The 24,251-nt window shown below is 44.9% G+C and carries 22 protein-coding genes; 17 read left to right on the forward strand and 5 right to left on the reverse strand.

Annotated features, from left to right (window positions below; all coding sequences use genetic code 11):
* Positions 1-88: 88 nt before the first annotated feature.
* The 3 genes from L4D74_RS01110 to ygfZ all read right to left on the reverse strand — a co-directional run bounded on the left by L4D74_RS01110 (position 89) and on the right by ygfZ (position 2,458).
* On the reverse strand, positions 89-295 hold the full coding sequence (locus L4D74_RS01110; RefSeq protein ID WP_250615826.1) for a DUF1107 domain-containing protein: 207 nt from the start codon (positions 293-295) through the stop codon (positions 89-91).
* 724 nt (positions 296-1,019) lie between these two features.
* On the reverse strand, positions 1,020-1,484 hold the full coding sequence (locus L4D74_RS01115) for an aminoacyl-tRNA deacylase (RefSeq protein WP_428750336.1): 465 nt from the start codon (positions 1,482-1,484) through the stop codon (positions 1,020-1,022).
* 2 nt (positions 1,485-1,486) lie between these two features.
* The gene (gene ygfZ / locus L4D74_RS01120; protein ID WP_428750337.1) at positions 1,487-2,458 is read right to left on the reverse strand and encodes a tRNA-modifying protein YgfZ; all 972 of its coding nucleotides are present in this window, start codon (positions 2,456-2,458) and stop codon (positions 1,487-1,489) included.
* Between the two features lie 179 nt (positions 2,459-2,637).
* Here ygfZ and L4D74_RS01125 point away from each other — a divergent pair, with 179 nt between their 5' ends.
* Together L4D74_RS01125 and L4D74_RS01130 are read left to right on the forward strand one after the other, a co-directional pair.
* Positions 2,638-2,898, forward strand: a complete 261-nt coding sequence (locus L4D74_RS01125) for an FAD assembly factor SdhE (RefSeq protein ID WP_428750338.1) — start codon at positions 2,638-2,640, stop codon at positions 2,896-2,898.
* A gap of 23 nt (positions 2,899-2,921) precedes the next feature.
* Positions 2,922-3,335, forward strand: a complete 414-nt coding sequence (locus L4D74_RS01130; RefSeq protein WP_428750666.1) for a protein YgfX — start codon at positions 2,922-2,924, stop codon at positions 3,333-3,335.
* Between the two features lie 84 nt (positions 3,336-3,419).
* Here the strand turns inward: L4D74_RS01130 and nadB are convergent, their stop codons facing one another.
* On the reverse strand, positions 3,420-5,039 hold the full coding sequence (gene nadB / locus L4D74_RS01135) for an L-aspartate oxidase (RefSeq protein ID WP_428750339.1): 1,620 nt from the start codon (positions 5,037-5,039) through the stop codon (positions 3,420-3,422).
* A 371-nt stretch (positions 5,040-5,410) separates the two neighbouring features.
* Between nadB and rpoE the strand changes: the two genes are divergently transcribed.
* From rpoE to acpS, 11 genes are all read left to right on the forward strand, one after another.
* Positions 5,411-5,989 carry an RNA polymerase sigma factor RpoE gene (gene rpoE, locus L4D74_RS01140; RefSeq protein WP_250615821.1) on the forward strand — a complete coding sequence of 193 codons (579 nt, stop codon included), beginning with the start codon at positions 5,411-5,413 and terminating at the stop codon, positions 5,987-5,989.
* A 27-nt stretch (positions 5,990-6,016) separates the two neighbouring features.
* Complete coding sequence (locus L4D74_RS01145) at positions 6,017-6,649, forward strand: RseA family anti-sigma factor (protein WP_428750340.1); 633 nt, start codon at positions 6,017-6,019, stop codon at positions 6,647-6,649.
* Positions 6,646-7,638 carry a sigma-E factor regulatory protein RseB gene (rseB, locus tag L4D74_RS01150; protein ID WP_428750341.1) on the forward strand — a complete coding sequence of 331 codons (993 nt, stop codon included), beginning with the start codon at positions 6,646-6,648 and terminating at the stop codon, positions 7,636-7,638. Before L4D74_RS01145 ends, rseB begins: the two co-directional genes overlap by 4 nt.
* Positions 7,635-8,105 (forward strand): SoxR reducing system RseC family protein, encoded by a 471-nt coding sequence (locus tag L4D74_RS01155; protein WP_428750342.1) that lies wholly within the window; start codon positions 7,635-7,637, stop codon positions 8,103-8,105. The genes rseB and L4D74_RS01155 overlap by 4 nt, the downstream gene beginning before the upstream one ends.
* A 112-nt stretch (positions 8,106-8,217) precedes the next feature.
* Positions 8,218-10,011 carry a translation elongation factor 4 gene (gene lepA, locus L4D74_RS01160; RefSeq protein ID WP_265673610.1) on the forward strand — a complete coding sequence of 598 codons (1,794 nt, stop codon included), beginning with the start codon at positions 8,218-8,220 and terminating at the stop codon, positions 10,009-10,011.
* 93 nt (positions 10,012-10,104) lie between these two features.
* Positions 10,105-11,001, forward strand: a complete 897-nt coding sequence (lepB, locus tag L4D74_RS01165) for a signal peptidase I (protein ID WP_428750343.1) — start codon at positions 10,105-10,107, stop codon at positions 10,999-11,001.
* 10 nt (positions 11,002-11,011) lie between these two features.
* Positions 11,012-11,689, forward strand: coding sequence for a ribonuclease III (gene rnc, locus L4D74_RS01170; RefSeq protein WP_265673612.1), 678 nt, complete (start codon positions 11,012-11,014; stop codon positions 11,687-11,689).
* Entirely contained in the window at positions 11,682-12,656 is a 975-nt protein-coding gene (gene era, locus L4D74_RS01175; RefSeq protein WP_428750344.1) for a GTPase Era, read from the forward strand. Before rnc ends, era begins: the two co-directional genes overlap by 8 nt.
* Before the next feature lie 40 nt (positions 12,657-12,696).
* Entirely contained in the window at positions 12,697-13,401 is a 705-nt protein-coding gene (recO, locus tag L4D74_RS01180; RefSeq protein WP_428750345.1) for a DNA repair protein RecO, read from the forward strand.
* Between the two features lie 17 nt (positions 13,402-13,418).
* Positions 13,419-14,153 carry a pyridoxine 5'-phosphate synthase gene (gene pdxJ / locus L4D74_RS01185; RefSeq protein WP_265673615.1) on the forward strand — a complete coding sequence of 245 codons (735 nt, stop codon included), beginning with the start codon at positions 13,419-13,421 and terminating at the stop codon, positions 14,151-14,153.
* Between the two features lie 52 nt (positions 14,154-14,205).
* Positions 14,206-14,586: a holo-ACP synthase gene (gene acpS, locus L4D74_RS01190; RefSeq protein ID WP_428750346.1), complete on the forward strand. Its 381-nt coding sequence runs from the start codon at positions 14,206-14,208 to the stop codon at positions 14,584-14,586.
* Positions 14,587-14,765: 179 nt separating this feature from the next.
* On the opposite strand, the gene barA is transcribed toward acpS, so the two are convergent.
* Positions 14,766-17,582 (reverse strand): two-component sensor histidine kinase BarA, encoded by a 2,817-nt coding sequence (barA, locus tag L4D74_RS01195; RefSeq protein WP_428750347.1) that lies wholly within the window; start codon positions 17,580-17,582, stop codon positions 14,766-14,768.
* Positions 17,583-17,784: 202 nt separating this feature from the next.
* On the opposite strand from barA, the gene rlmD reads away from it, so the two are divergent.
* The 4 genes from rlmD to pyrG all read left to right on the forward strand — a co-directional run bounded on the left by rlmD (position 17,785) and on the right by pyrG (position 24,225).
* Complete coding sequence (gene rlmD, locus L4D74_RS01200) at positions 17,785-19,101, forward strand: 23S rRNA (uracil(1939)-C(5))-methyltransferase RlmD (protein WP_428750348.1); 1,317 nt, start codon at positions 17,785-17,787, stop codon at positions 19,099-19,101.
* Between the two features lie 82 nt (positions 19,102-19,183).
* Complete coding sequence (relA, locus tag L4D74_RS01205) at positions 19,184-21,406, forward strand: GTP diphosphokinase (RefSeq protein WP_428750349.1); 2,223 nt, start codon at positions 19,184-19,186, stop codon at positions 21,404-21,406.
* 210 nt (positions 21,407-21,616) lie between these two features.
* The gene (gene mazG / locus L4D74_RS01210) at positions 21,617-22,423 is read left to right on the forward strand and encodes a nucleoside triphosphate pyrophosphohydrolase (RefSeq protein ID WP_428750350.1); all 807 of its coding nucleotides are present in this window, start codon (positions 21,617-21,619) and stop codon (positions 22,421-22,423) included.
* A 161-nt stretch (positions 22,424-22,584) separates the two neighbouring features.
* Positions 22,585-24,225, forward strand: coding sequence for a CTP synthase (gene pyrG / locus L4D74_RS01215; protein ID WP_265673621.1), 1,641 nt, complete (start codon positions 22,585-22,587; stop codon positions 24,223-24,225).
* Positions 24,226-24,251: the final 26 nt, after the last annotated feature.

The raw sequence follows: 24,251 nt of genomic DNA on the forward strand, positions 1-24,251 counted from the left end.
TAAAGAGGGCATAAAGCCCTCTTTTTTGTCTCTGTCGTGTGCAAAAACTGATTTAAAGCCTACCTTTTCACTAAGTCATTTTTGATAATCAAGCGTAGGCGCATCTTAGCCTTTTAATCTCTTGATTGACTTCTTTTACTGCGGTGAAGTGACGTTTTTCAGCTTGCGCAGGAATGATGAGTTTACCGTTATCAAACTCAAAACCACCCAATCCATGGATATAAATTCGCCCTTTAAATAGTCGACTTATGTGTTTAGCAATCATACTTGGTGTATAGCGCTTAAACAGTCTCATTTACTCTTCCTTATCGTTTACCTAGCACGAAGGATTATAGATAAAACCCTTCATATAATGTGTGATTAACCAGTGTTTACGAGGATTTAACTCAGTAAATTCATCGTTTTGTGCTGCGTTTATCAATTTCATTACGAGTGACAAAGTATCTCGTGATACGTAGCGCAAAAAATTATTTAGACAGTAGATTCCGTTAAAATCAGAGAGTAGCTCACGTTGAAAAACGAGGGCTATTTAAGCTTCCTAATGTGACAGTACTATGAATCTAAATGCATTATTTTCGGAACTTTATATTGGTGTATTTTGCTACTAAATATGAGTCTTATTTATATAGACCAGAGAAACCTCAAAAAGTTTTCAGTTGGACATACGGTGTTACAAACCAGCAGGAAGATGGGGGGGAGAACCGTTATCATGAGTAAAAAAAAGCCCGCTCAGCGGGCCAAATGTCACAGATGCATTACACAAAAGGGAGTTACTGCTTACGCAGAGCGTCACTCTAGTGTGGACAACAACGTAGCGGAGTTGCTCGTTGATGTCAGGAACTACCATACCCTAAAAAATTGGATGTGACTATTTATGCTTATATGTTGAGTAATATTTCATTTTGTTTGTGGTGGTAATTTGATCTGCATCTCATTGAGTAGTTGCAGAGTGACAGTGGTTTGCATTAATTAACGAGCTAAGTTAGGTAAGAGTCGGTCGTAAAGTTTGTAGGTTTGTGCTATCGGCAGATGTCTCCCCATAGAGGTAAACAACATTGAGCTAAATCGTTTAAGGATAATAAAAGTCCTGCGCTCTTGTCGCCGCTGCTTATCGTCACCATACGATGTTGTTTTAAGCGAGTATCAAAAAGAATAGGCATTGAAGTGCGCAGCATGAGCGGGGTCACCGTTCCGATAGTAGCACCTGTAATGGACTCTACGTCTTCACTAGATACACAAGTCATACGACGAGTCGCAAGGGTATGACGAACCTTTTTAGGGTCAATAGATTCATTCCCTGGGCAGCAAGCTAAAGCGTATTGCCCTCCCATATCCCGTAATACAATAGCTTTGACCATTATCTCGGTTTTGATGCCGCGTAGGTGAGCTGCTTCTTGAATCGAAGCAGCTTCTTTACCTTGCATCAGCAGTTGAAAGGGGATGTTACGTTGCTGCAAGTAGCGGGTAATTGGCGTTGAAAGCATGACTACTCGTCATCAATTGAGTAAGGGAGTGCGATGGGAATGAGTCGATCTTCAAGCGACGACGTTACTCGAAACTCGGTATCCGCATCCAAATTGTTGGGTAAGATTGCGGAAACAACAGTCGTACCATCAGAAAACTGATAGTAAGCAAGCGTATCACCCGCTTTTCTCCAGTTCTCCCCAACAGAGCGCTCAACGACAACGTTGTCAGATCCTGACAGTTTTGTTGAAAGGACACCAGACAGTGTCATTAACATGCGCTTGTTGATACCGCGATACTTTGCTCTAGCGACAGTTTCTTGCCCCGTATAGCATCCCTTTTTAAAGCTGATACCACCGATGGCCTGCAAATTAAAGGCTTGCGGAATATGTTGGTTCTGCAACTCAGGGGTTAAAGTCGGTAATCCTTGCTCAATATCGAGTCGAGTCCAAAGTGATTCATCACTCCAAGTGAGGGCGTCATCATTAAGATGCTCTTGTAGCCAAGCATTAGGCGCAACAATCATCCAACGATCATCACTGATTTTGATAGCGGTTGCCGATTCTGTTGTTCGTACGTCACCCTTTGTCGGGAAGAGAGAAGTCACAAAGGCATGACTTTGCGCACCAATAATACCCGCAATGCTATTGTCACTTATCGTGATGTCTACCTTTGAAAAGACCGCATATTTGCTAAGTTCTGCCTGCTCTTTTGCAATCACTGAGCGTGGTTGAATCATGGTATAGCCATTGTGCGTATGACAAAGGCGAAAAATACTCCACACTTTTCCTTTGGCATCGCAATGTGCCCCAAGTGTGGATTCCTCTTCTGCAAGGGTGACAACATCGCACGTCACTTGTCCTTGTAAGTAGGCTTTTTTATCCGCTCCGACCATGTCGATCGCTCCCCAAGATGGGAGTAACGCTAAAACTAATTCAGGCAGTGCCTTAGAAGGAGTATCGTTGAATGACTGAGTGTTAGGTTGCCAATCCATAATTAGAGGTCTCTTTAGATATCATAATGAATATGTTAATGCGCTGAGCTGGATTTGTCAGCTGAATGTTGTTGCACGATTTGTTGTGATAGAAGTAGAGTTTGTGTGATGTCAGCAGTGGTTAGTGCGAAACAGGCTTGTTACACTCAGCTCAAATTAAGTAGTAGATGGAGAATGCAATGTACTCTAATGAACAAAAAGCACGGATAAAATGGGCTTGCCGACGAGGTATGCTAGAGCTTGATGTTGTGGTTATGCCGTTCTTTGAGGAGTGCTTTGATACCTTAACGGGGCAAGAGCAAAATGACTTCGTATCTTTGTTGGAGTGTCAAGATCCGGATCTATTTACCTGGATCATGGGGCATGGGCGCAGTGAGAATTTAGGTCACGCGTCAATGGTGGACAAAATTGTTGCGCATAACCTGAGTAAAGTTCGATAATTCAGTCTGTTATTCAAAAGAATATTACCACTCATCCTAATGAATTAGGTAAGCGTAGTCTTGAGCACGCTTACCTACATGCTTCTTTTTCTTTTCATGCCTATGTGGCTAACCTTATCTGTCATGCCCTGCTATTGGCTGCTTTGATACTGACATCGTTACCCCTTGCCGTTATGGTTTATATTGTTGGGTCGTGTTTTAGATCTTGCTATCTTTATCCACCAATCAACGGTGTACTTATGATGAAAGAGAAGCAATGGCACTACAATGGCACGCCATTGTGTTCTCCCTCATTCACTCTCGTTTTCAGCGAATGGTGCATTGCGGTTCGTGAACAAAGCGGTAAGCGGCATATTTTGTGGCGAGATAGTAGCAACGAGTCCGCTTATCGTCATTTATTGGTCGTAATAAAAAAGCAGTCCATTCCCAGAAAGTGAATAGACTGCTTTTTGATGAGGTAGTGTGTATTCTCAAGAGCGGTTTATTCGTACATACATCGCCCGATTTTTGCTGTGGTAGTACTAGCTAGTTGAATCATCACTTGGTGTTAGTATGGTCGGTTTGCTGACTTCCAGCATATCAGGGTAGTCTAGCGTGTAGTGAAGGCCTCGACTCTCTTTACGTTGCATTGCACAGCGAACCATTAACTCTGCTACTTGTAATAGGTTTCTCAACTCAAGTAAGTTATTGGAAACCTTAAAGTTACTGTAGTAGTCATGCGTTTCTTGTTGCAGTAATTGAATTCGACGCAATGCACGCTCTAAGCGTTTATCTGTGCGAACAATACCCATATAATCCCACATAAATAGGCGCAGCTCGTGCCAGTTGTGTTGGATAATGACTTCTTCGTCAGAGCAACTTACTTGGCTCTCATCCCATTGTGGAAGCGCTCCTGGCAATGACACGTCGTCTAGTTTGGTCAAGATATCTTGCGCGGCAGACCAAGCATAGACCACACACTCTAATAGCGAGTTGGATGCCATTCTATTGGCCCCGTGAAGACCAGTATAACTAACCTCACCAATGGCGTAGAGTTGCTCTATATCGGTACGGCCCGCTTGGTTCACCATCACTCCGCCGCACGTGTAATGTGCTGCTGGAACAATAGGGATAGGCTCTTTGGTCATGTCTATGCCCAAATCCTGCAAGCGCATATGAATGGTTGGAAAGTGCTTAATAATAAAGTCTTCAGGCTTATGACTGATGTCTAAGTACATGCAATCAGCACCGAGACGTTTCATTTCAAAGTCGATAGCACGAGCCACTACATCGCGTGGGGCTAGTTCTTCTCGTTCGTCGAAGTCAGGCATAAAGCGCGTGCCATCTGGACGCTTCAGGTAAGCGCCTTCGCCACGCAGAGCTTCGGTGAGCAAGAAGTTACGCGCTTCTGGGTGGAACAGGCAAGTGGGGTGGAATTGGTTAAACTCTAGGTTAGCGACTCGACATCCAGCGCGCCAAGCCATAGCGATACCGTCACCTGATGATACGTCAGGGTTGGATGTGTATTGATACACTTTTGACGCCCCACCTGTTGCCAGTACCACAAATTTTGCACGTACGGTTTCTACATGTTCTTCATTGCGGTTCCAGATATACGCCCCAACGACATTGTTATCCGCATGGTCATTGCTTTCGTCCACGATGAGGTCGAGCGCATTGTAGCGCTCAAAGATCTCAATGTTAGGATGGCTGTGTACGTTATCTTGCAAAGTGGTTTGCATTGCCATACCAGTAGCGTCGGCTGCGTGCAAAATCCGGCGGTGGCTGTGTCCACCTTCACGAGTAAGGTGGTAGCGAGGTTGTTCATCTTTATCGGTTTCGACTTGGTCAAAGGGAACGCCGCCGTCGATCAACCATTGAACGCATTCTTTGGCATTCTCTGCAATAAACTGAACGGTTTCTTCTTCGCACAGCCCAGCACCAGCAATATTGGTATCATTAACATGTGATTCGATGCTATCAGATTCATCAAAAACGGCCGCGATGCCACCTTGGGCATAATAAGTGGCCCCTTCACTACGAGGGCCTTTACTTAAAACGATAACCTTAGCGCGCTCCGCGACTCTTAGTGCGAGTGATAGACCTGCTGCGCCACTTCCTATGACTAAAACATCACAAAGATGCTCTCGGTTTGTGTTCATAATTCTATTAAAATCCTAACCTACAGTAGCGTAACGATACCCTACTTAGATAAAAAGTGCGCGATAGGGAGCTGTGTAAAACAGCTGGCGAGGGGCACTTTCAACAAGGATTACTTGGCGATAACACGCTGAAAAATCGATTGTGTTAATGAGCTAAGTAATCCATTCTTGTAAATTGACAACATTGTAGTCGACGCCAAATTACATTGTGAATGATTCATCACAAAAAAACGCAGAAAGTTTTGAACTTTCTCTTTTTCATAGAGTCACAATAGTGCTCATGTTAGCGGTGGTGTCAAGACTACAATATGCATTATTAATACTCATATCTGAGAAGGTAAGGGTAAGAACGAATAGGAGTGAACGCTCGAATGAACGAGCAGCCAACCGATCAGGTGCTGATTGAGCGCGTTCAAAGTGGAGATAAACAAGCATTTAACCTGTTAGTTTTGCGTTATCAAAACAAGGTTTGCAATCTCATATCACGATACGTGAGCAACTCTGGTGATGTCGCAGATATTGCCCAAGAAGCATTTATTAAGGCGTATAGAGCGATCCCAACGTTTCGAGGTGAAAGTGCCTTTTATACGTGGTTGTATCGCATCGCAGTAAATACAGCCAAAAACCATATCGTTGCGCAGAGCAGAAGACCGCCAGCGACAGATGTGGATGCAGAAGATGCAGAGTTTTATGAATCTGGTAATGCGTTGAAAGAAATTTCGAACCCTGAGAACTTAACGTTGTCGAATGAATTGAAGCGAACGGTATTTGCTGCAATTGAAGCGTTACCAGAAGACCTTAAGACTGCGATGACCCTACGAGAACTCGATGGGTTAAGTTATGAAGAAATCGCAGAAGTAATGGATTGTCCAGTGGGAACGGTACGTTCGCGTATCTTCCGTGCTCGTGAAGCAGTAGAGAAGAAGATTAAGCCTCTTCTTCAACGCTAAAACCAGTATCAACTTATGGTGAATATAATGGCTGATAAACAAAAGCTTTCAGCATTCATGGATGGAGACCAGATCGATGAGGCGCTTATTGAAGCGTTTGAAAATGATTTGGAAAGCAAAGAAGCATGGCAGAACTACCATTTAATTGGTGACGTCATGCGAGGCGATGAGCCGAAAAGTTTAGATTGGAATATTGCTGAAAGTGTCGCGATAGCGCTAGAAGCCGAGCCGACGTATTCGCAGGCTCCGTCTTCAGTGACTGCTGATCAGGTTGGTGTTGCGACGCCGATTGAATCGCAACCCACTCCAGCGCAAGCTAAGCGTCAACTGCCGGCATGGCTTAGTCAGTTTGGTCAAGTGGCCGTGGCAGCTTGTGTGTCTATGGCGGTGATACTGGGTGTACAGCAGTATTCGGGTCAAGATGCCGCTCAGCCAGAAGCGGACCAGCTTCCTGTATTGCAGACCATTCCTTTTGCAGGCAGCGCTGAGCCAGTAAGCTTAACACGAGACTCCGTTGCTAAAACCAGCAGCGATACGGCTAATGTTCAAGAGCAGCGCCGTCGAGTCAACGCATTGCTGCAAGACTATGAGCTACAATTAAGATTAAATAGTGATCATCAGAGCTCGTTGAGTGTTGAAACAGAATCGGTAATTGAATGAAAAAATTTCTGACCAGTTCTTTACTGCTGTTCAGTTTATTTGGTGCTAAAGCCTTTGCAGAAGAAGCTTCTGCGGAGGCTTTGTTGCATCAAATGAGTGACGCAAGTCAGCAGTTGAATTATGAACTGTCTTACATCCTGATTAAGAAGAATAGCATCGAACCGCTGCTCTATCGCCATGCCACCTTTGAAACTCAGCAATTTGCACATTTGGTGTACTTGAGTGGGCCCGTGCGAGAGGTTATCCGCCGCGGTAGTGAGGTGAGCTATATCGAACCGGGCGTTGATCCTTTTACCATTGAATCAGGGAAAATGGTGGCGCCATTAATGCCGTTACTTAACGGTAATATTACCCAATTGAGTGAGTTCTACGATTACGTGCGAGTGGGACGAGCTCGAGAAGCGGGCGCGGCAACGCAAGTCTTTCGTATCGTCCCTAAAGATGGGCTGAGATATTCCTATGTATTGTGGGTTGATGAGGCGAGTAAGTTGCCTCTTCGAGCGGACTTATTGGATCGAGATGGTGAAATTCTCGAGCAATTTCGAGTGATTTCATATTCTGTGAATGACCGTATCGCAGAAATGTTGAGTGCGTTAGAAAAGGTTCAACTACCGGCCGTGCTTTCTTTACCAAAAGGTAATATCGAAGCAACATACTGGCAAGTCGGTTGGGTACCCGCTGGATTTAAGCCGAAAGATCTCAATCGCTATCGTATGTTTTCAACAGAAAATATTGTTGAAAGCCAAATGTTTACCGATGGGTTGTTTAGCTTCTCGGTCTATGTTTCTGAACGCGATAATCACTCGCTGAAAGGTGATCTTATTCGTCAAGGTCGCCGAACGGTGCATAGTGTCGTGAGTGGCGATAGACAAATATCGGTAGTGGGGGATATTCCGCCAGCAACAGCGCAAAGAATCGCGCAGTCAGTGAAGCTAAATCCTGTTAAACAAACACTACCCCCTACTCTTGATGCGAATACAACGCCATGATGACGGCGCTTGCTACGGTGACCTCTGTTGAAAAGCAGGGGCATCAACTACAGATACAATTAAGCTGCGAGCAGCAGACCAGTTGCAGTTCGTGTGCCTCAAAAAGTAGTTGTGGAACGGGTATCGTAAGTAAAGCTGTAGGCAGTAAAGCGCTCATTTGGAATTTACTGACTGACGAAAAAGTGCAATCAGGGGATGTAGTGGAAATAGGCTTTCCAGAGAAAAGTCTGCTTCAATCTGCGGCACTGGTGTACTTACTTCCGTTGTTTTTTTTGTTTATGGGCGCAGGTCTAGGGCAACTTTGGCTCGCTCCTTTATTCGAGGCTGGCGAAGGTGTTGTGATTCTTTCCGCGGCTGGGTTCTCATTTATTGGTTTTCTTCTTGCCCGTAAATTCATTCACTCCGTCGAGCAAACGTCGAGCCAAGAGGTTGTCTTGATCCGCATACTCGGGCAGTCCATTGTCTAAATAAGGTGCGAACCGTACAGAAATTGGGTAGAATCTGCCAACTAAATTGAAACGCTGTGACCAAACAGGCGTTTTATACTTCCCATTTTTAGAGTTAAGCCACATCAAATCTATGAAGCACATTCGTAACTTTTCGATTATCGCCCACATTGACCACGGTAAGTCAACGTTGTCAGACCGTCTCATTCAAGTTTGTGGCGGCTTAAGTGACCGTGAAATGGCAGCTCAAGTTCTAGATTCTATGGACCTTGAGCGCGAGCGCGGTATTACCATCAAAGCTCAGAGTGTTACTCTTGACTATACAGCGAACGATGGGGAAACCTATCAGCTCAACTTCATCGACACCCCAGGACACGTAGACTTCTCTTATGAAGTATCTCGTTCCCTAGCTGCTTGTGAAGGCGCGCTATTGGTTGTCGATGCTGGTCAAGGTGTAGAAGCTCAGACACTGGCTAACTGCTATACTGCGATTGAGATGGATCTTGAGGTAGTGCCAATCCTGAACAAGATCGATTTGCCTGCAGCAGAACCAGAGCGTGTTGCTGAAGAAATCGAAGAGATTGTTGGTATTGATGCATTAGAAGCCGTGCGCTGTTCCGCGAAAACAGGTTTAGGTGTGGATGCCGTTCTAGAAGAGATCGTTGCATCAATTCCCGCGCCAGAAGGCGACCCTGAGGCACCATTGCAAGCTTTGATCATCGACTCTTGGTTTGATAACTATCTAGGTGTCGTTTCTTTGGTTCGTATTAAAAACGGTAAGCTGAAGAAAAATGACAAGATTAAAGTCATGAGCACCGGACAGGTTTGGGGGGTAGACCGTTTAGGTATCTTCACTCCAAAACAGATCGATACGACAGAGCTAAACACTGGCGAAGTAGGCTGGGTGGTTTGTGGTATTAAAGATATTCTTGGTGCGCCTGTTGGTGATACGCTAACAACGGCAAAACACGGCAGCGAAACGGCGCTACCTGGTTTCCAAAAAGTGAAGCCTCAGGTGTATGCGGGTCTTTTCCCTGTATCATCTGATGATTATGAGAATTTCCGTGATGCACTAGGTAAGCTTAGCCTAAATGACGCATCGCTATTTTATGAGCCAGAAAGCTCAGCAGCATTAGGCTTTGGTTTCCGTTGTGGCTTCTTGGGTATGCTTCACATGGAGATCATCCAAGAGCGACTTGAGCGTGAATATGATCTTGACCTAATTACGACAGCACCAACCGTGGTCTACGAAGTAGAAAAAACCGATGGTAAGACGTTGTATGTAGATAGTCCGGCTAAGCTGCCAGCGACCAACGATATTGAAGAAATGCGTGAACCAATCGCACGTTGTAATATTTTGGTTCCTTCAGACTACCTAGGTAACGTGATTACTTTGTGTGTCGAAAAGCGTGGCATGCAGGTTGATATGGTGTATCACGGTAACCAAGTCGCCGTGACTTACGATATTCCTATGGCTGAAGTTGTTCTCGACTTCTTCGACCGTTTGAAGTCAACATCTCGTGGTTATGCGTCACTGGATTATAACTTCCAACGCTTTGAAGCATCGAACATGGTTCGTGTGGACGTATTACTCAACGGTGATACGGTTGATGCATTGGCTATCATTACTCACAAAGATCAAGCGCAAAGCCGTGGCCGTCTGCTTGTTGAGAAGATGAAAGAGTTTATTCCTCGCCAAATGTTTGATATTGCGATTCAAGCGGCAATTGGTAACCACATCATCGCTCGTTCTACCGTGAAACAACTGCGTAAAAACGTAATTGCGAAGTGTTACGGTGGTGACGTGAGTCGTAAGAAGAAGCTGTTGAAGAAACAGAAAGAAGGTAAGAAGCGTATGAAGCAGATCGGTAATGTTGAACTGCCTCAAGAAGCGTTCCTTGCGATTCTGCATGTAGGCAAAGATTAAGCTCATTGCTAAGTGCAAGAACAAGTAAAGTGGAAGCTCTGAAAAGGGCTTTCACTTTCGTTATTTTTGAAGATACGAAATTAAGGGAATTTAATGGCTAATACGTTCTCACTAATCCTAGTCATCGTGACACTGGTGACAGGTGTAGTTTGGGTTTTAGATAAACTCGTACTGAGAAAGAAACGACAGCAAAAACTGGCAGATATCCAAGCACAAGCCAACCAAATTGATGATGAGGTTGCTCAAAAAGCGACGGCACCATCGTGGTTTGTTGAGAACAGTGTGTCGATTTTTCCGGTTATTGCGTTTGTATTAGTCTTACGCTCCTTTATTTATGAACCCTTTCAAATTCCATCGGGTTCGATGATGCCAACCTTATTGGTCGGTGATTTTATCTTGGTGGAAAAATATGCCTATGGATTGAAAGATCCGGTTTGGCGTACACAATTAGTCGACGTGGGTAAGCCTGAACGCGGCGATTCAATTGTATTCAAATATCCGCCTCAGCCCAATATTGACTATATTAAACGTGTAGTGGGTTTACCGGGTGATATGGTGCGCTACAGCGCAAGCAAGGACATCTGTATTCAAACTAAGGGTACATCAGAATGCAAACCCGTTAAGTTATCTAATGTAGTAGATAGCCCGTTTGTACAAAACGGTATTCCATTGATTCAAATGGATGAAAAACTAGGGGATGTTGAACACCAAGTATTGGTTAACCCATTGCGTCGTGACCGTGTTGATCAGTATCAGCCACGTAACGGCATTAATGAATGGGTGGTACCAGAAGGCCATTATTTTGTGATGGGTGACAACCGCGATAATAGTGCTGATAGCCGTTATTGGGGCTTTGTACCAGAAGCTAACTTAGTGGGTAAAGCTGTAGCAATATGGATTAGTTTTGAATTTGAACGTAGTGCAGACAGCTTTTTGCCTGCATGGATCCCAACTGGTGTGAGATTGAATCGCATCGGTGGAATTAACTGAACGAGAGAGCATGAATTCTCCTATTGAACGATTAGAAAAAAAGCTCGCCTATCAATTTAATGATAGCGAGCGCTTGGCATTGGCACTGACACATCGTAGTGCCAATGGAACGCACAATGAACGACTCGAGTTTTTGGGCGATTCAATTTTAAGTTTTGTCGTCGCTGACGATCTTTATCATCGCTTCCCTAAAATTAATGAAGGGGACATGAGCCGCATGCGTGCCACGTTAGTAAGGGGTCACACTCTTGCAGAACTTGGGCGCGAATTCGGTTTGGGAGATTACTTAAAATTAGGTCCAGGTGAGTTGAAGAGCGGTGGTTTTAGACGTGATTCAATTCTTGCTGATGCAGTTGAGGCCATTATTGGTGCCATTTACTTAGACAGCGATGTTGAAAAAGTACGTGAGGTAGTATTGGGGTGGTATAAAAGCCGCCTTGATGCGATTGAACCCGGCGTATCGCAGAAAGACCCAAAAACTCGTCTCCAGGAGTTTTTGCAAGGGCGCAGAAAACCTCTGCCCGTCTATACTGTGACTAATATAAAAGGTGAAGCTCACAACCAAGAGTTTACGGTTTCATGTGAAGTGATGGGCTTGGATAAGCCTGTTGTTGGTCTAGGTACTAGCCGCCGCAAGGCAGAACAAGCGGCTGCCGAGATGGCATTAGAGAAAGTGACCAATGTCTGATAAAGAATTTGATATCGATGCGTACTTTTCTTCTCCAGCAGAAGAAGTAACGAATCCAGAAAACCAGCACTGTGGTTTCATCGCCATTGTTGGTCGTCCAAACGTAGGTAAATCGACACTATTGAACCATATTCTGGGGCAAAAAATATCGATCACCTCTCGTAAGCCTCAAACGACTCGCCACCGTATTATGGGTGTTGAGACGGAAGGAGATTATCAAGCGATTTACGTGGATACTCCTGGGCTTCATATCGAAGAGAAGCGCGCGATTAACCGCTTGATGAACCGCGCGGCTAACAGCTCTTTGAGTGATGTGAACCTAGTGTTGTTCCTTGTTGATGGTACGCAATGGACTGCTGACGATGAAATGGTACTAAATAAGCTGAAGAAATCAGACTTCCCTGTCGTTCTGTGCATTAACAAAGTAGATAATGTAAAAGATCGCAACGACGTCATGATGCACATGCAAGAACTCTCGAAGAAAATGGAGTTTGTGGATGTGGTGCCAATTTCTGCCAAGCAAGGTAAAAACACCGATGTGATTCGTAAACACGTTCGTAGTTATTTACCTAAAGCGGTGCATCACTTCCCTGAAGAATACGTGACCGACCGCTCACAACGCTTTATGGCGTCTGAGATTATCCGTGAAAAATTGATGCGCTTTACTGGTGAAGAGCTGCCTTACTCTGTGACTGTGGAAGTTGAAAGGTTTGACTACAATCCAGAAACCGATGGTTTCCACATCAACGCGCTTATTCTTGTTGAACGTACTGGTCAAAAGAAAATGGTGATTGGTAAAGGCGGAGATAAGATCAAAACGATTGGTCGTGAAGCTCGCCTTGATATGGAAGAGCTGTTTGGCCGTAAAGTGTACTTAGAGACTTGGGTCAAAGTGAAGTCGGGTTGGGCTGATGATGAGCGTGCACTGCGTTCATTAGGTTACATCGACGACTTAGAAAACAAATAATAAACGCGCGACTTTCGGCAATTTGACAAGATGTGATGATATGGAAGGGTTACAACGCTGTTTCGTTTTACATCGCAGACCATACAGTGAATCAAGTTTAATCCTTGATGTCTTCAGTGAAGAGTATGGCCGCGTGTCATTATTGTCGAAGGGAGCTCGCAGTAAGCGCTCTAATCTCAAAGGAGCGCTTCAGCCTTTCACACCTCTGTTACTCAAATGGTCGGGTGGTGGGTCCTTAAAAACCTTACGCCAAGCAGAACCTATTAGCTTAGGTTTGCCTCTTACTGGTATTAGCCTTTATTCGGCAATGTATGTAAATGAGCTTATTGCTCGTGTTCTCGCCAGTGAAATCCCTTTTCCCGCTTTATTTCATGATTATCTTCAAGCTTTAACAGAACTTGCTCAATATAGTAATCCCGAGCCGGCATTGCGACGTTTTGAACTCGCTTTACTTTCGGCAATGGGATATGGCGTCGACTTTCTACATTGTGCGGGTACAGGCGAGCCTATCGATCCAACCATGACTTATCGTTATCGTGAACAAAAAGGTTTCATCGCCAGTGTGCGTCGAGACAACCTCACTTTTATGGGAGAGGAGTTGATTGCGATAAGTGAACGACGTTTTACTAATAAAACCCAATTACAAGCGGCAAAACGCTTTACACGTATGGCATTAAAGCCGTATCTTGGCTCAAAACCGTTAAAAAGCAGAGAGTTGTTTCGTATTAAGCCAAAACAGCTCTGATGATGGAGTATTAATACATGAGTTCTATTCTTTTAGGCATCAACATTGACCACATCGCGACACTACGTAATGCACGTGGCACTAAATATCCAGATCCGGTGCACGCGGCAGAAATAGCTGAGCGTGCTGGTGCGGATGGCATTACGGTTCATTTACGTGAAGATCGCCGTCATATCCTTGACCGCGATGTCCGTATTCTGAGCGAAACGCTACAAACCCGTATGAACCTAGAGATGGCGGTGACGGATGAAATGGTTGAGATTGCTCTAAAAACTAAGCCTGAGTTCGTTTGTCTTGTGCCGGAAAAGCGTGAAGAACTGACGACGGAAGGTGGTTTAGACGTTAAAGGCCAGCTAGAGAAAATTAAAGCGGCGACGGCAAAATTGACGGCGGCGGGTATTAAGGTGTCGTTGTTTATTGATGCGGATAGAGAACAAATTGATGCGTCAAAAGCAGCTGGTGCTCCTTTTATTGAGCTTCACACGGGTCATTACGCTGATGCGGAAACGGAAGAAGATCAACAAGATGAATTAAAGAAGATTGCCGCTGGTGCGAGCTATGCTTCTGACTTAGGTATTACCGTTAACGCTGGCCATGGTTTGACTTACCACAATGTCGCTCCAATCGCGGCACTACCAGAAATTTATGAACTGAACATTGGTCACGCTATTATCGGTCGAGCGGTATTTGACGGTCTTCATAAAGCGGTAGCCGATATGAAAGCGATAATGGAAGCGGCGCGACGCGGTTAATCCGTCGAGCGTTGGTACTATGAGTTCGCAAGATAGTTAGGTGTAACGTCGTATGGCAATTTTGGGTTTAGGCACGGACATCGCAGAGATAGAGCGAATTGAAAAGTCACTGGTTCGCTCTGGTGAGGCATTTGCAAAGCGAATCTTAACTCCAGAGGAGTGGGTGACTTTTAGTTCGCTGAAACAAAAAGGCCGCTTTCTTGCTAAGCGTTTTGCAGCCAAAGAAGCCGCGTCAAAAGCGCTTGGTACGGGCATTGCTCATGGTGTTAGTTTTCAAGACTTTACCATTGCCAACGATGAAAATGGTAAACCGTTACTGACGTTAACGAACAAAGCCGCGGAAATCGCCGCTGCAATGGGTGCGACGTCAATCCACCTGACCATATCTGATGAGCGGCACTATGCCGTTGCTACTGTGATAATAGAGCGGTAGTCATTTCGCTGGTTAGCATTTGTTGGGGGATGATTGCCCAAAGCAAATTGCCCCAAGCAAGTTGATTGAAAATAAAAAGGCGCGACGCAGTGAATACTGCCTCGCGCCTTTTCTATTTTATTATTCGGCCAATTATAGCAATACGAATTTTATTTTGTATTCGCAACCGAGCCTCAGTGCTAGCTTTTATTGAGGTAGAGCTTTGAGGTTTCCAGTACTTTTTCCATCTCATCTTGCAGTTCAAACAATTCAGGTTCAATCGATTCAATAGCACCGCCCGAGCGTAGAGTTTTTTCTATGGTCGCACAGATTGATTTAAGTCTTGGAACGCCACTGTATGAGCAACTGCCATGAAGCTTGTGAATTAAATGAATCACCTCTTCTTTGTCTGAAAATGCTTCGTCAAGAATTTGCTCAGCGAGACGTTGCACTTCTGGTATGAACTCAATGAGCATTTGCAGCATATCGACGGCGAGATCGTCCTTATTTGCCGCTTGCTTCAGAGCTTCTGGCCAGTCGATGACGACATCTTTTGCTGTGTTGATTGGTGTTACTACCGCGTTATCTATCGCAGGTGATGGCAGGTGCGCTTTCTGTGACTCAGGGGTAACGAAGTCAAGGATGGCATCATGCTCGAGTGTGCGTGGCGGGATCCATTTATTAAGAATTTGCTGAAGTGCCATTTCATCAATAGGCTTGGTGAGATAGTCGTCCATACCTTCAGAAATTAATCGATCGCGCTCTCCACTCATTGCGTGGGCGGTGACGGCGACAACGGGCGTTGCACTGTTTAGGCTCGTCTCTTTAATAAGCTTACAGGCCGTGACGCCGTCCATATGCGGCATTTGAATGTCCATCAGAACAATATCAAAATGTTGCGCTTGAGCTTTCTCTACCGATTGTTGGCCACTAGAACAAGAGACGACGGTTTCCACGCGTTCTGATAGCAGCGCGGTAATCAATTTGAGGTTGGCTGGGTTGTCATCCACCGCCATGACATTGAGAGGGCGTTTTTCCGTCGACTCATAGAAGACAGGCAGCACCGGATTGACGGGCTGTTTATCTACTAACGCTTGCATCAGACGCTTACGGGCAAGCGGCTTCGTTAAACACTGCACTTCATGGGTTTGCATTAGGTAATCTGACAGCGCCAATTGAGTGCTAGCGGTACCGATAATGATGTTAGAGGTAGAGCTCTTGCAGTGCTTAATCCAACTCTCAATGGTGGTGAGTGGAATTTCTTCATTGGTAGGTAAGCACAAAATAATGTAGTCGAAGGCTTCAAGTCGTTCAGGTAGTGTCGAACGATAGGTGACCATCACCCCTTGGTTGGTGAGATTTTGTTGCAATACCGAGGCTGCTTGCATGTTAGGTTCCACCAACAGCAAACGCTTATTATGAATAATCATTGGGTCTACAGGATCAATCATTGGGATTTCTGTAGAATGTAATCTGATGGTAAACCAGAAGGTAGAGCCTTGGTGTAAGCGGCTGGTGAGGCTGATTTCGCCACCCATCTGACCAACTAATTTCTGTGTAATGACCAATCCTAGTCCCGTTCCGCCATAGCGGCGAGAAATGCTAGCATCAGCCTGACTGAAGGCTTGGAAGAGCTGTGCTTGTTGCCTTTCGGAAATACCAATCCCTGTATCTCGCACCATAAATTGCAGTTCTACACGATCTTCTTTTTGCGATTTTAACTCGACACTGATATCAATGTTGCCGCGCTCAGTAAACTTAATGGAGTTACCAACTAAGTTGGTGAGAATTTGCTGAATACGCATAGGGTCGCCGACCAGTCCATTTGGCACCTTAGCATCGACTTTAAGCGTCAGTTCTAGACCTTTCTCATGCGCACTGGTGGCTTGTAGCGCCACCACTTCTTCTAGGCTATCTTGGAATTCAAATGGAATGTTCTCGAGTGCCAGTTTACCCGCTTCTAGTTTAGAGAAGTCCAAAATGTCGTTGATGATATTAAGAAGGTTATTGGCTGATTTTTCAATGGTTTGCAGGTAGTCGGTTTGGCTGTTAGACAGCTGGGTTTTTAGCATCTGTCGGGTGAAACCAATCACGCCATTGAGTGGCGTTCTTAGCTCATGGGACATGTTGGCAAGAAACTCTGATTTCACCCGTGCGGCTTCTTGTGCTCGTTTTTTAGCAATATCAAGCTCGACGTTTTGGATCTCTAGTTGTTCTAATGTTTCGCGAAGATCCGATGTAGCTTGGTCGATACTGTGCTGCATTTCAACATGGTATTCGGACAGTGACACGGCCATGGCATTGATACCATTCTTTAGTGAGTCGAGTTCACCATGCATTTTTCCTTCAATTCGTACATCTAAGTGACCGCGACGAATTCGGTCGACCATGTTTTTCATATGAGAAATTGGGCGCGTGACATCATGCATGAGTCGATAGGCGAAAATTCCAGACAGAATTAGTCCTAAAATAAGCACTAAAATGGCTGAGAAGACCTCTTGATATTGTTGTAGCCGCAGTGAAGATAAATCGAGTTCAATCGCGATGTAGCCTAATGTTTTACTGGTGGAAGTCAGCTGTCGCGTGTCTGAGACTAATTGACTTTCTGCCAATATAGGCGCCCGTAAAATGAGTGTGTTGTCATGAAACTCAGAAGAGCTTAGGTAGGGGATAGGCTTATTTTTTGGCAGCATTAACGAATTGAAATTAGGATGAAAGTTCGAGGTAACGAACAGTTCGTGATTGGCATCAAAGACGGCAATACTGCGAACAAACTTAGAATTCTTTCGATGAGCGTAGCTAATGAGACGCCGAACGGACTCGCGACTTTGCGCCATGACACCCTGTTCACTGGCGATGGCTAAGGGTTCAATAATGCTTGCTCCGGCATTGAGTACCTGAGACTCAAGGTCGTGATAGCGGTTATAAGAAAAAAAAGCACTCAATAAAAGCCCAATAATGAGCGTGGGTGCTAGGGTTAGAGTTATAACGCGAGCGCGAAGGCCGTATCTTGTCATTTTAATTCGAAGTCATAATTTGCTGGGAGTGATTACATCTACTGAGTGGATATGGGACAATACCCAGTACTGCATCCCCTAGGATGTCGTAAGCTTAATCAAAGCAGCGCTGTTCGACAATCATTCAACCAAAGAATAGTGAAACTCTAACAAATTTTTGTAGTGCAGAGCGTTTCTGCACGGCTAAATACTGGAAATAGGCATGGCACGTTTTTTTAAACCGACAAAGCAAACCGCATTCTCAAAGAAACACCAAGAAATGGTGATCGCACGTTTAGATCACCACGGCGCAGGTATCGCCTATCAAAATAAAAAACCGGTGTTTATTGAGGGCGCACTTCCAGATGAAACGGTTTTAGTACAGCTCACGGAAACCAAAAGTAAGTTTTCTAAAGCAAACTTGATTAAGGTAATTAAGCCTAGCGCACAGCGAGTTAAGCCATTATGCCCACACTATGAAGCGTGTGGAGGGTGTACTCAACAGCACCTCTCTTTGGACGACCAACGTCAATATAAGCAGCAAGCGCTGTCGCAATTAATGAGCAAGTTTGCCGGGCAACAGTTGTCACTGTCTGATTCTATTATTGGGGCGGGAACGGGGTACCGTAGAAGAGCTCGTTTGAGCCTTTACGCTGATAAAGCGAAAGGGCATTTGCAAATGGGTTTTCGTCGCAAGCAAAGCAAACAACTTGTCGAAATTGATGGCTGTCCGGTTCTCGATAGTCAACTTAATGCTTTGATCCCTGAGTTCAGAGCATTGTTAACGAGCTTCCAGCATCCTCATACTCTCGGTCATCTTGAGTTAGTGATGGCAGACAATGGTCCTGTTGCGGTGTTACGCCATATGCAGCCGTTGACCGAGGGAGACGAACAGCGTCTACTGCAGCTGGCAAAAACACACGATTTGACCTTATACCTCATGCCAGAAAGTGGTGTACTAAATCGAGTCCATGGCGATGTGGCGCAATATCGTGAGACTGGCGTAACGCTCCCTTTTCTACCAACTCACTTTATTCAGGTAAATCAAAATATTAACCAAGAAATGGTCGCGCAGGCACTGAGTTGGTTGGCACCGACAAAGCAGGAACGAGTACTGGATCTGTTCTGTGGGCTTGGTAACTTTACGCTTCCACTGGCAAAATTATCCCAGCAAGTCGTTGGTGTGGAAGGTATCCAAGATATGGTTGATTGGGCAACGAACAATGCTGCGTTAAATAAACTCGATAACGTTGAATTTTATCAAGCTAACTTGGAAGAGGCGTTGACGAACTCGCCATGGGCTGAACAAAAATTCGACGCGATTTTATTAGATCCTGCCCGTGCAGGGGCGACTGGCGTGATAGATCAAGTTTCTGGACTTGGAGCAACGCGAGTGCTTTATGTTTCTTGCAATCCTGCTACCCTTGCCAGAGATAGTCAGAGCCTTATTGCACAAGGCTACACGCTTAAGAAACTCGGTATGATGGACATGTTTCCACAAACTAGTCATCTAGAGTCGATGGCATTGTTTGAAAAATGACAATTTTTGAATGATCTCTAACGCAGATCATGGGCTAACTGGGATAGGTTAGTTAACTAATAAAACTAGGAAGAACAAAGTAATGGTTGCGGTAAGAAGCGCGCATTTGAACCCTGAAGAACAGTTTGAGTTAGCGAGTTGGATTGCTTCACTAAAGCAAGACAAAAATATCGCTACGCGTCTGAAAGAAGTTTATACCCAATGCGAAACTCTCGTAGAAGGCAATGAACAAGGGTCCTTGTTGTTGTGGCGTGGTAGAGAGATGATTGAAATTCTCATCACCCTTTCGATGGACAAAGCCACTCTCATTACAGCTTTGCTGTATCCGATAGTCTCTAACGGGTTATTTGATAGGGAATTACTCGAAGAAACCTACGGAAAAGAAATCCTTAAAATGATTGATGGCGTTGAAGAAATGGCCGCCATTGGTCAACTTAATGTGACTTTAGAGGGTTCCGCTGCCTCGGGTCAGGTTGATAATGTCAGACGTATGTTGTTAGCCATGGTTGACGATTTCCGCTGTGTTGTCATCAAGCTGGCGGAGCGTATCTGTAACTTACGCGAAGTGAAAGATGAGCCGGATGAAGTAAGAATCGCCGCAGCTAAAGAGTGCGCCAATATTTATGCGCCGTTAGCTAACCGTCTCGGCATTGGTCAATTGAAATGGGAAATTGAAGACTACGCATTTCGATACCAGCACTCCATTACCTATAAAAAAATCGCTAAGCAACTAGCTGAGCGACGCATTGTCCGTGAGCAATACATTAAAGACTTCGTCGATGACTTGACTGATGAAATGCACCGCTCGCAAATTCTCGCTGAAGTCAGCGGTCGGCCGAAGCACATTTATAGTATTTGGCGAAAAATGCAGAAAAAGAGCTTGGACTTTGATGAGCTTTTTGACGTACGTGCGGTCCGTATCATTGCTGAGCGCTTACAAGATTGCTATGCGGCGTTAGGGGTAGTGCACACCAAGTACAAACACCTACCAAGTGAGTTTGATGACTACGTCGCTAATCCAAAACCCAATGGTTACCAGTCTATCCATACCGTTGTGTTGGGGCCAGAAGGTAAAACCATTGAAATTCAGATCCGCACCAAGGAAATGCACGAGGATTCTGAGCTAGGCGTTGCTGCTCACTGGAAATACAAAGAAGGCAGCAGCACAGCTCGAAGTGGTTACGATGAAAAAATCACTTGGTTGCGTAAGCTACTGGATTGGCAAGAAGAAATGTCCGATTCTGGCGAAATGCTGGATGAGGTTCGAAGTCAGGTTTTTGATGACCGAGTGTATGCCTTTACACCACGTGGTGATGTGGTCGACCTGCCTATGGGTGCCACGCCACTAGACTTTGCCTACCACATCCACTCAATGGTGGGTCATCGCTGTATTGGCGCGAAAGTAGCAGGGCGCATTGTTCCGTTTACCCATCAATTATCGATGGGTGACCAAGTGGAAATTATCACCCAAAAAGAGCCTAACCCTTCCCGAGATTGGTTAAATCCGACATTGGGCTTTGTTCATTCTGGTCGCGCACGAGCGAAAATTAATGCTTGGTTCCGCAAGGAAAGTCGCGAGAAAAATCTAGAGGCGGGACGAGATATCCTCGAAGCGGAATTGGCAAAAATTGGTGCGACATTAAAAGATGCCGACCAATATGCGTTGAAGCGCTTTAATGTCAATACGCCTGATGAGCTATACGCGGGTATTGGTAGTGGCGATCTGCGAATCCATCAGGTCATCAACCACATCAATGCGTTGGTCAACAAGCCAACGGCGGAAGAAGAAGATCAAAAAGCCCTAGAGAAACTCAAAGAGTCGGAAACAAAAGCCAGTCAACAGAGTCGCCCTCATAAAGATGCGGTCGTGGTTGAAGGGGTTGATAATCTCATGACTCATCTAGCGCGTTGCTGTCAGCCTATCCCTGGCGATATTATTAAAGGTTATATCACCCAAGGTCGAGGCATCTCTGTACACCGAAGCGACTGTGAGCAGCTTGAAGAGTTGAGTCATCATGCGCCAGAGCGAATCATAGATACGGTTTGGGGCAGTGGCTTTGTTGGCTCTTATATTTTGACAATTCGTGTTGAAGCCCTAGAGCGAAGCGGATTATTGAAAGACGTCACGACATTACTCACCAATGAGAAAGTGAAAGTCATCAGTATGAAAAGTCGTAATGACTACAAGCGTCAATTAACCATTATGGATTTTGATCTTGAACTGAATAACATTGAAGTCTTGTCTCGCGTGACCAATCGCATTGAGCAGATCAAAGATGTGATGAAAGTGAAGCGCTTAGGGTGATGTGTGTAATCAGGGGCACGGTTAAGTCAATGATTCACTGTCACCCTGTGTAGGAAATGACAACATTGTTGAAAAATAAAGGGTTGGTTTTCCAACCCTTTTTATTCGCCCACACTTACGTTTTCATAGGTGCGACCTATCACTAGCTTATTTCGAATCAAGCTGTTTTGAATTGAATATTTTAGGAAATACATTGTTCAGGAATTTAATATGACTCAACCCGTCGAGCAACTTCTCAGCATCATGGCGCAACTCAGAGACGAAGAAAAAGGTTGCCCGTGGGACAAAAAGCAAACCTTTGACACCATAGTGCCTCATACCATTGAAGAAACATATGAGGTTGTAGATGCGATCCATAATCAAGATTGGCCTAACTTGAAAGAAGAGCTGGGAGACCTGTTGTTCCAAGTAATCTTCTATAGTCAGATGGCAAAAGAACAAGAGCTGTTTGATTTTGATGATGTGGTGAAAGGGCTTAATGACAAGTTAACAAGGCGTCATCCCCATGTGTTTAGTGATACCGAATTTGCAGATGAAGCTGCCATTGATGCCAATTGGGAAGCTGAAAAACAGAAGGAAAAGGCAGAAGTAGGCAAAACAGAACAAAGTATTCTAGACTCAATACCACAGTCGCTACCTGCCCTTTCAAAGGCCAATAAAATACAAAAGCGCGTCGCTAAATTTGGTTTTGATTGGGGCGTTTTGGCGCCTGTCGTCGACAAAGTTCACGAAGAAATAGATGAAGTCGTGCATGAAGCGATTCAGCTTAACGTGGATGAAGATAAGCTTGAAGAAGAGATAGGCGATTTATTATTTTCTGTTGTGAATCTTTCTCGGCACCTAAAGTCCGATCCCGAAGTTGCGTTAAGAAAAGCGAACAATAAATTTTCGAGGCGTTTTAAGGGGGTTGAAGCGCGTGTTTCAGAACGCGGTAAATTGCTTACAGACTTTACCCTACAAGAGCTTGACGGCTTTTGGAATGATGTTAAAAAACAAGAAAAATCGACCGAACTGTGATGCACTTCCCATTCGAGTTAGTTTCTAGAATTGATTTGAAGCAAAAAATAAAAATTTTGAATGTGATAAGTTTCACGTTGTGGCGATAAAGGGCTTCTGGTATATTTTCATCCCGTCCAGAAGTAATCCATTTCCCTCATTCAACCAATTTCAGGTTAAACATGACGACAAATTACATTTTTGTTACTGGCGGGGTCGTATCCTCTCTAGGTAAAGGTATTGCAGCAGCATCGCTGGCAGCAATTTTAGAAGCTCGTGGTCTTAAAGTGACTATGATGAAGCTTGACCCTTACATCAACGTTGATCCAGGCACAATGAGCCCGACTCAACATGGTGAAGTGTTTGTCACGGAAGATGGCGCGGAAACGGATCTTGACCTTGGTCACTATGAGCGTTTCATTCGTACCAAGATGACCAAGCGTAACAACTTTACTGCTGGCCGTGTTTACTCTGATGTTCTTGCTAAAGAACGTCGTGGTGATTACCTAGGTGCAACGATTCAAGTTATTCCACACATTACTAACGAAATCAAAGATCGTGTGATTGCTGGTTCTCAAGGTCACGATGTCGCTATCGTTGAAGTTGGTGGTACTGTTGGTGATATCGAATCTTTGCCATTTATGGAAGCGATTCGTCAGTTAGCCGTCGAGCTTGGTCGTGAGCGTGCAATGTTTATGCACCTAACTCTGGTTCCTTACCTAGCGGCAGCAGGTGAAGTGAAAACGAAACCAACTCAGCACTCTGTAAAAGAGCTTCTGTCGATTGGTATTCAGCCAGATATCCTTGTTTGTCGTAGCGACCGTATTATCCCAGCGAACGAGCGTAAGAAAATCGCTCTTTTCTGTAATGTTCAGGAAAAAGCCGTTATCTCGATGAAGGATGTAGATTCTATTTACAAGATCCCTCAGCTTATTCGCGCACAAGGCCTTGATGACCTTGTCTGTGCACGCTTTGGTATTGAAGCACCAGAAGCTGACTTGTCTGAATGGGAACAAGTTATCTACGAAGAAGCCAACCCAACGGCAGAAGTTGTGATTGGTATGGTAGGTAAGTATATTGAACTACCAGATGCTTATAAGTCAGTGAACGAAGCACTGAAGCACGCGGGCCTAAAGAATCGCCTGAGTGTGAAAATTAAGTACGTTGATTCACAAGATGTCGAGTCTAAAGGTGAAGAAGCACTAGCAGGTCTAGACGCAATTCTTGTACCTGGTGGCTTTGGTGACCGTGGTGTGGAAGGTAAGATCCGCGCGGCACAATTCGCTCGTGAAAACAAAGTACCTTACTTGGGTATCTGTTTAGGTATGCAAGTAGCACTGATCGAATACGCGCGCAACGTAGCGGGTATGGAAGGTGCACATTCAACAGAATTTAACAAAGAAACAAAATACCCTGTGGTAGGCTTGATCACAGAGTGGGTAGACGGCGAAGGTAAAGTTGAAGAACGTACTGAAACGTCGGATCTAGGCGGCACGATGCGTCTTGGTTCTCAGCTATGTCACCTTGAAAAAGGCACAAAAGCGTTTGAGCTTTATGGCAATGCGAAAATCCATGAGCGTCACCGTCACCGTTACGAAGTGAACAACCTCCTTCGTCCACAGATCGAAAAAGCAGGACTTAAAGTTTCTGGTTTGTCAGCAGACAAGAAACTGGTTGAAGTGATCGAGAACCCAGCTCACCCATGGTTTGTAGCTGCGCAGTTCCATCCAGAATTCACTTCAACACCTCGTGACGGCCACCCATTGTTTAGCGGCTTTGTGAAAGCGGCGGGTGAGTTCCAACGCGGATCAGAAGATAAATAGTAAAAGGATACGGGCGGCTGCGAAGG

Source organism: Vibrio cionasavignyae, from assembly GCF_050337155.1.
GTDB classification, from domain to species: Bacteria; Pseudomonadota; Gammaproteobacteria; order Enterobacterales; family Vibrionaceae; genus Vibrio; species Vibrio nomapromontoriensis.

What these genes read in the sequence shown, in the direction of transcription:
- L4D74_RS01110 (WP_250615826.1), bottom strand. Translation starts at nt 295, where the DNA reads ATGAGACTGTTTAAGCGCTATACACCAAGTATGATTGCTAAACACATA.
- L4D74_RS01115 (WP_428750336.1), bottom strand. Translation starts at nt 1,484, where the DNA reads ATGCTTTCAACGCCAATTACCCGCTACTTGCAGCAACGTAACATCCCC.
- ygfZ (WP_428750337.1), bottom strand. Translation starts at nt 2,458, where the DNA reads ATGGATTGGCAACCTAACACTCAGTCATTCAACGATACTCCTTCTAAG.
- L4D74_RS01125 (WP_428750338.1), top strand. Translation starts at nt 2,638, where the DNA reads ATGTACTCTAATGAACAAAAAGCACGGATAAAATGGGCTTGCCGACGA.
- nadB (WP_428750339.1), bottom strand. Translation starts at nt 5,039, where the DNA reads ATGAACACAAACCGAGAGCATCTTTGTGATGTTTTAGTCATAGGAAGT.
- rpoE (WP_250615821.1), top strand. Translation starts at nt 5,411, where the DNA reads ATGAACGAGCAGCCAACCGATCAGGTGCTGATTGAGCGCGTTCAAAGT.
- L4D74_RS01145 (WP_428750340.1), top strand. Translation starts at nt 6,017, where the DNA reads ATGGCTGATAAACAAAAGCTTTCAGCATTCATGGATGGAGACCAGATC.
- rseB (WP_428750341.1), top strand. Translation starts at nt 6,646, where the DNA reads ATGAAAAAATTTCTGACCAGTTCTTTACTGCTGTTCAGTTTATTTGGT.
- L4D74_RS01155 (WP_428750342.1), top strand. Translation starts at nt 7,635, where the DNA reads ATGATGACGGCGCTTGCTACGGTGACCTCTGTTGAAAAGCAGGGGCAT.
- lepA (WP_265673610.1), top strand. Translation starts at nt 8,218, where the DNA reads ATGAAGCACATTCGTAACTTTTCGATTATCGCCCACATTGACCACGGT.
- lepB (WP_428750343.1), top strand. Translation starts at nt 10,105, where the DNA reads ATGGCTAATACGTTCTCACTAATCCTAGTCATCGTGACACTGGTGACA.
- rnc (WP_265673612.1), top strand. Translation starts at nt 11,012, where the DNA reads ATGAATTCTCCTATTGAACGATTAGAAAAAAAGCTCGCCTATCAATTT.
- era (WP_428750344.1), top strand. Translation starts at nt 11,682, where the DNA reads ATGTCTGATAAAGAATTTGATATCGATGCGTACTTTTCTTCTCCAGCA.
- recO (WP_428750345.1), top strand. Translation starts at nt 12,697, where the DNA reads ATGGAAGGGTTACAACGCTGTTTCGTTTTACATCGCAGACCATACAGT.
- pdxJ (WP_265673615.1), top strand. Translation starts at nt 13,419, where the DNA reads ATGAGTTCTATTCTTTTAGGCATCAACATTGACCACATCGCGACACTA.
- acpS (WP_428750346.1), top strand. Translation starts at nt 14,206, where the DNA reads ATGGCAATTTTGGGTTTAGGCACGGACATCGCAGAGATAGAGCGAATT.
- barA (WP_428750347.1), bottom strand. Translation starts at nt 17,582, where the DNA reads ATGACAAGATACGGCCTTCGCGCTCGCGTTATAACTCTAACCCTAGCA.
- rlmD (WP_428750348.1), top strand. Translation starts at nt 17,785, where the DNA reads ATGGCACGTTTTTTTAAACCGACAAAGCAAACCGCATTCTCAAAGAAA.
- relA (WP_428750349.1), top strand. Translation starts at nt 19,184, where the DNA reads ATGGTTGCGGTAAGAAGCGCGCATTTGAACCCTGAAGAACAGTTTGAG.
- mazG (WP_428750350.1), top strand. Translation starts at nt 21,617, where the DNA reads ATGACTCAACCCGTCGAGCAACTTCTCAGCATCATGGCGCAACTCAGA.
- pyrG (WP_265673621.1), top strand. Translation starts at nt 22,585, where the DNA reads ATGACGACAAATTACATTTTTGTTACTGGCGGGGTCGTATCCTCTCTA.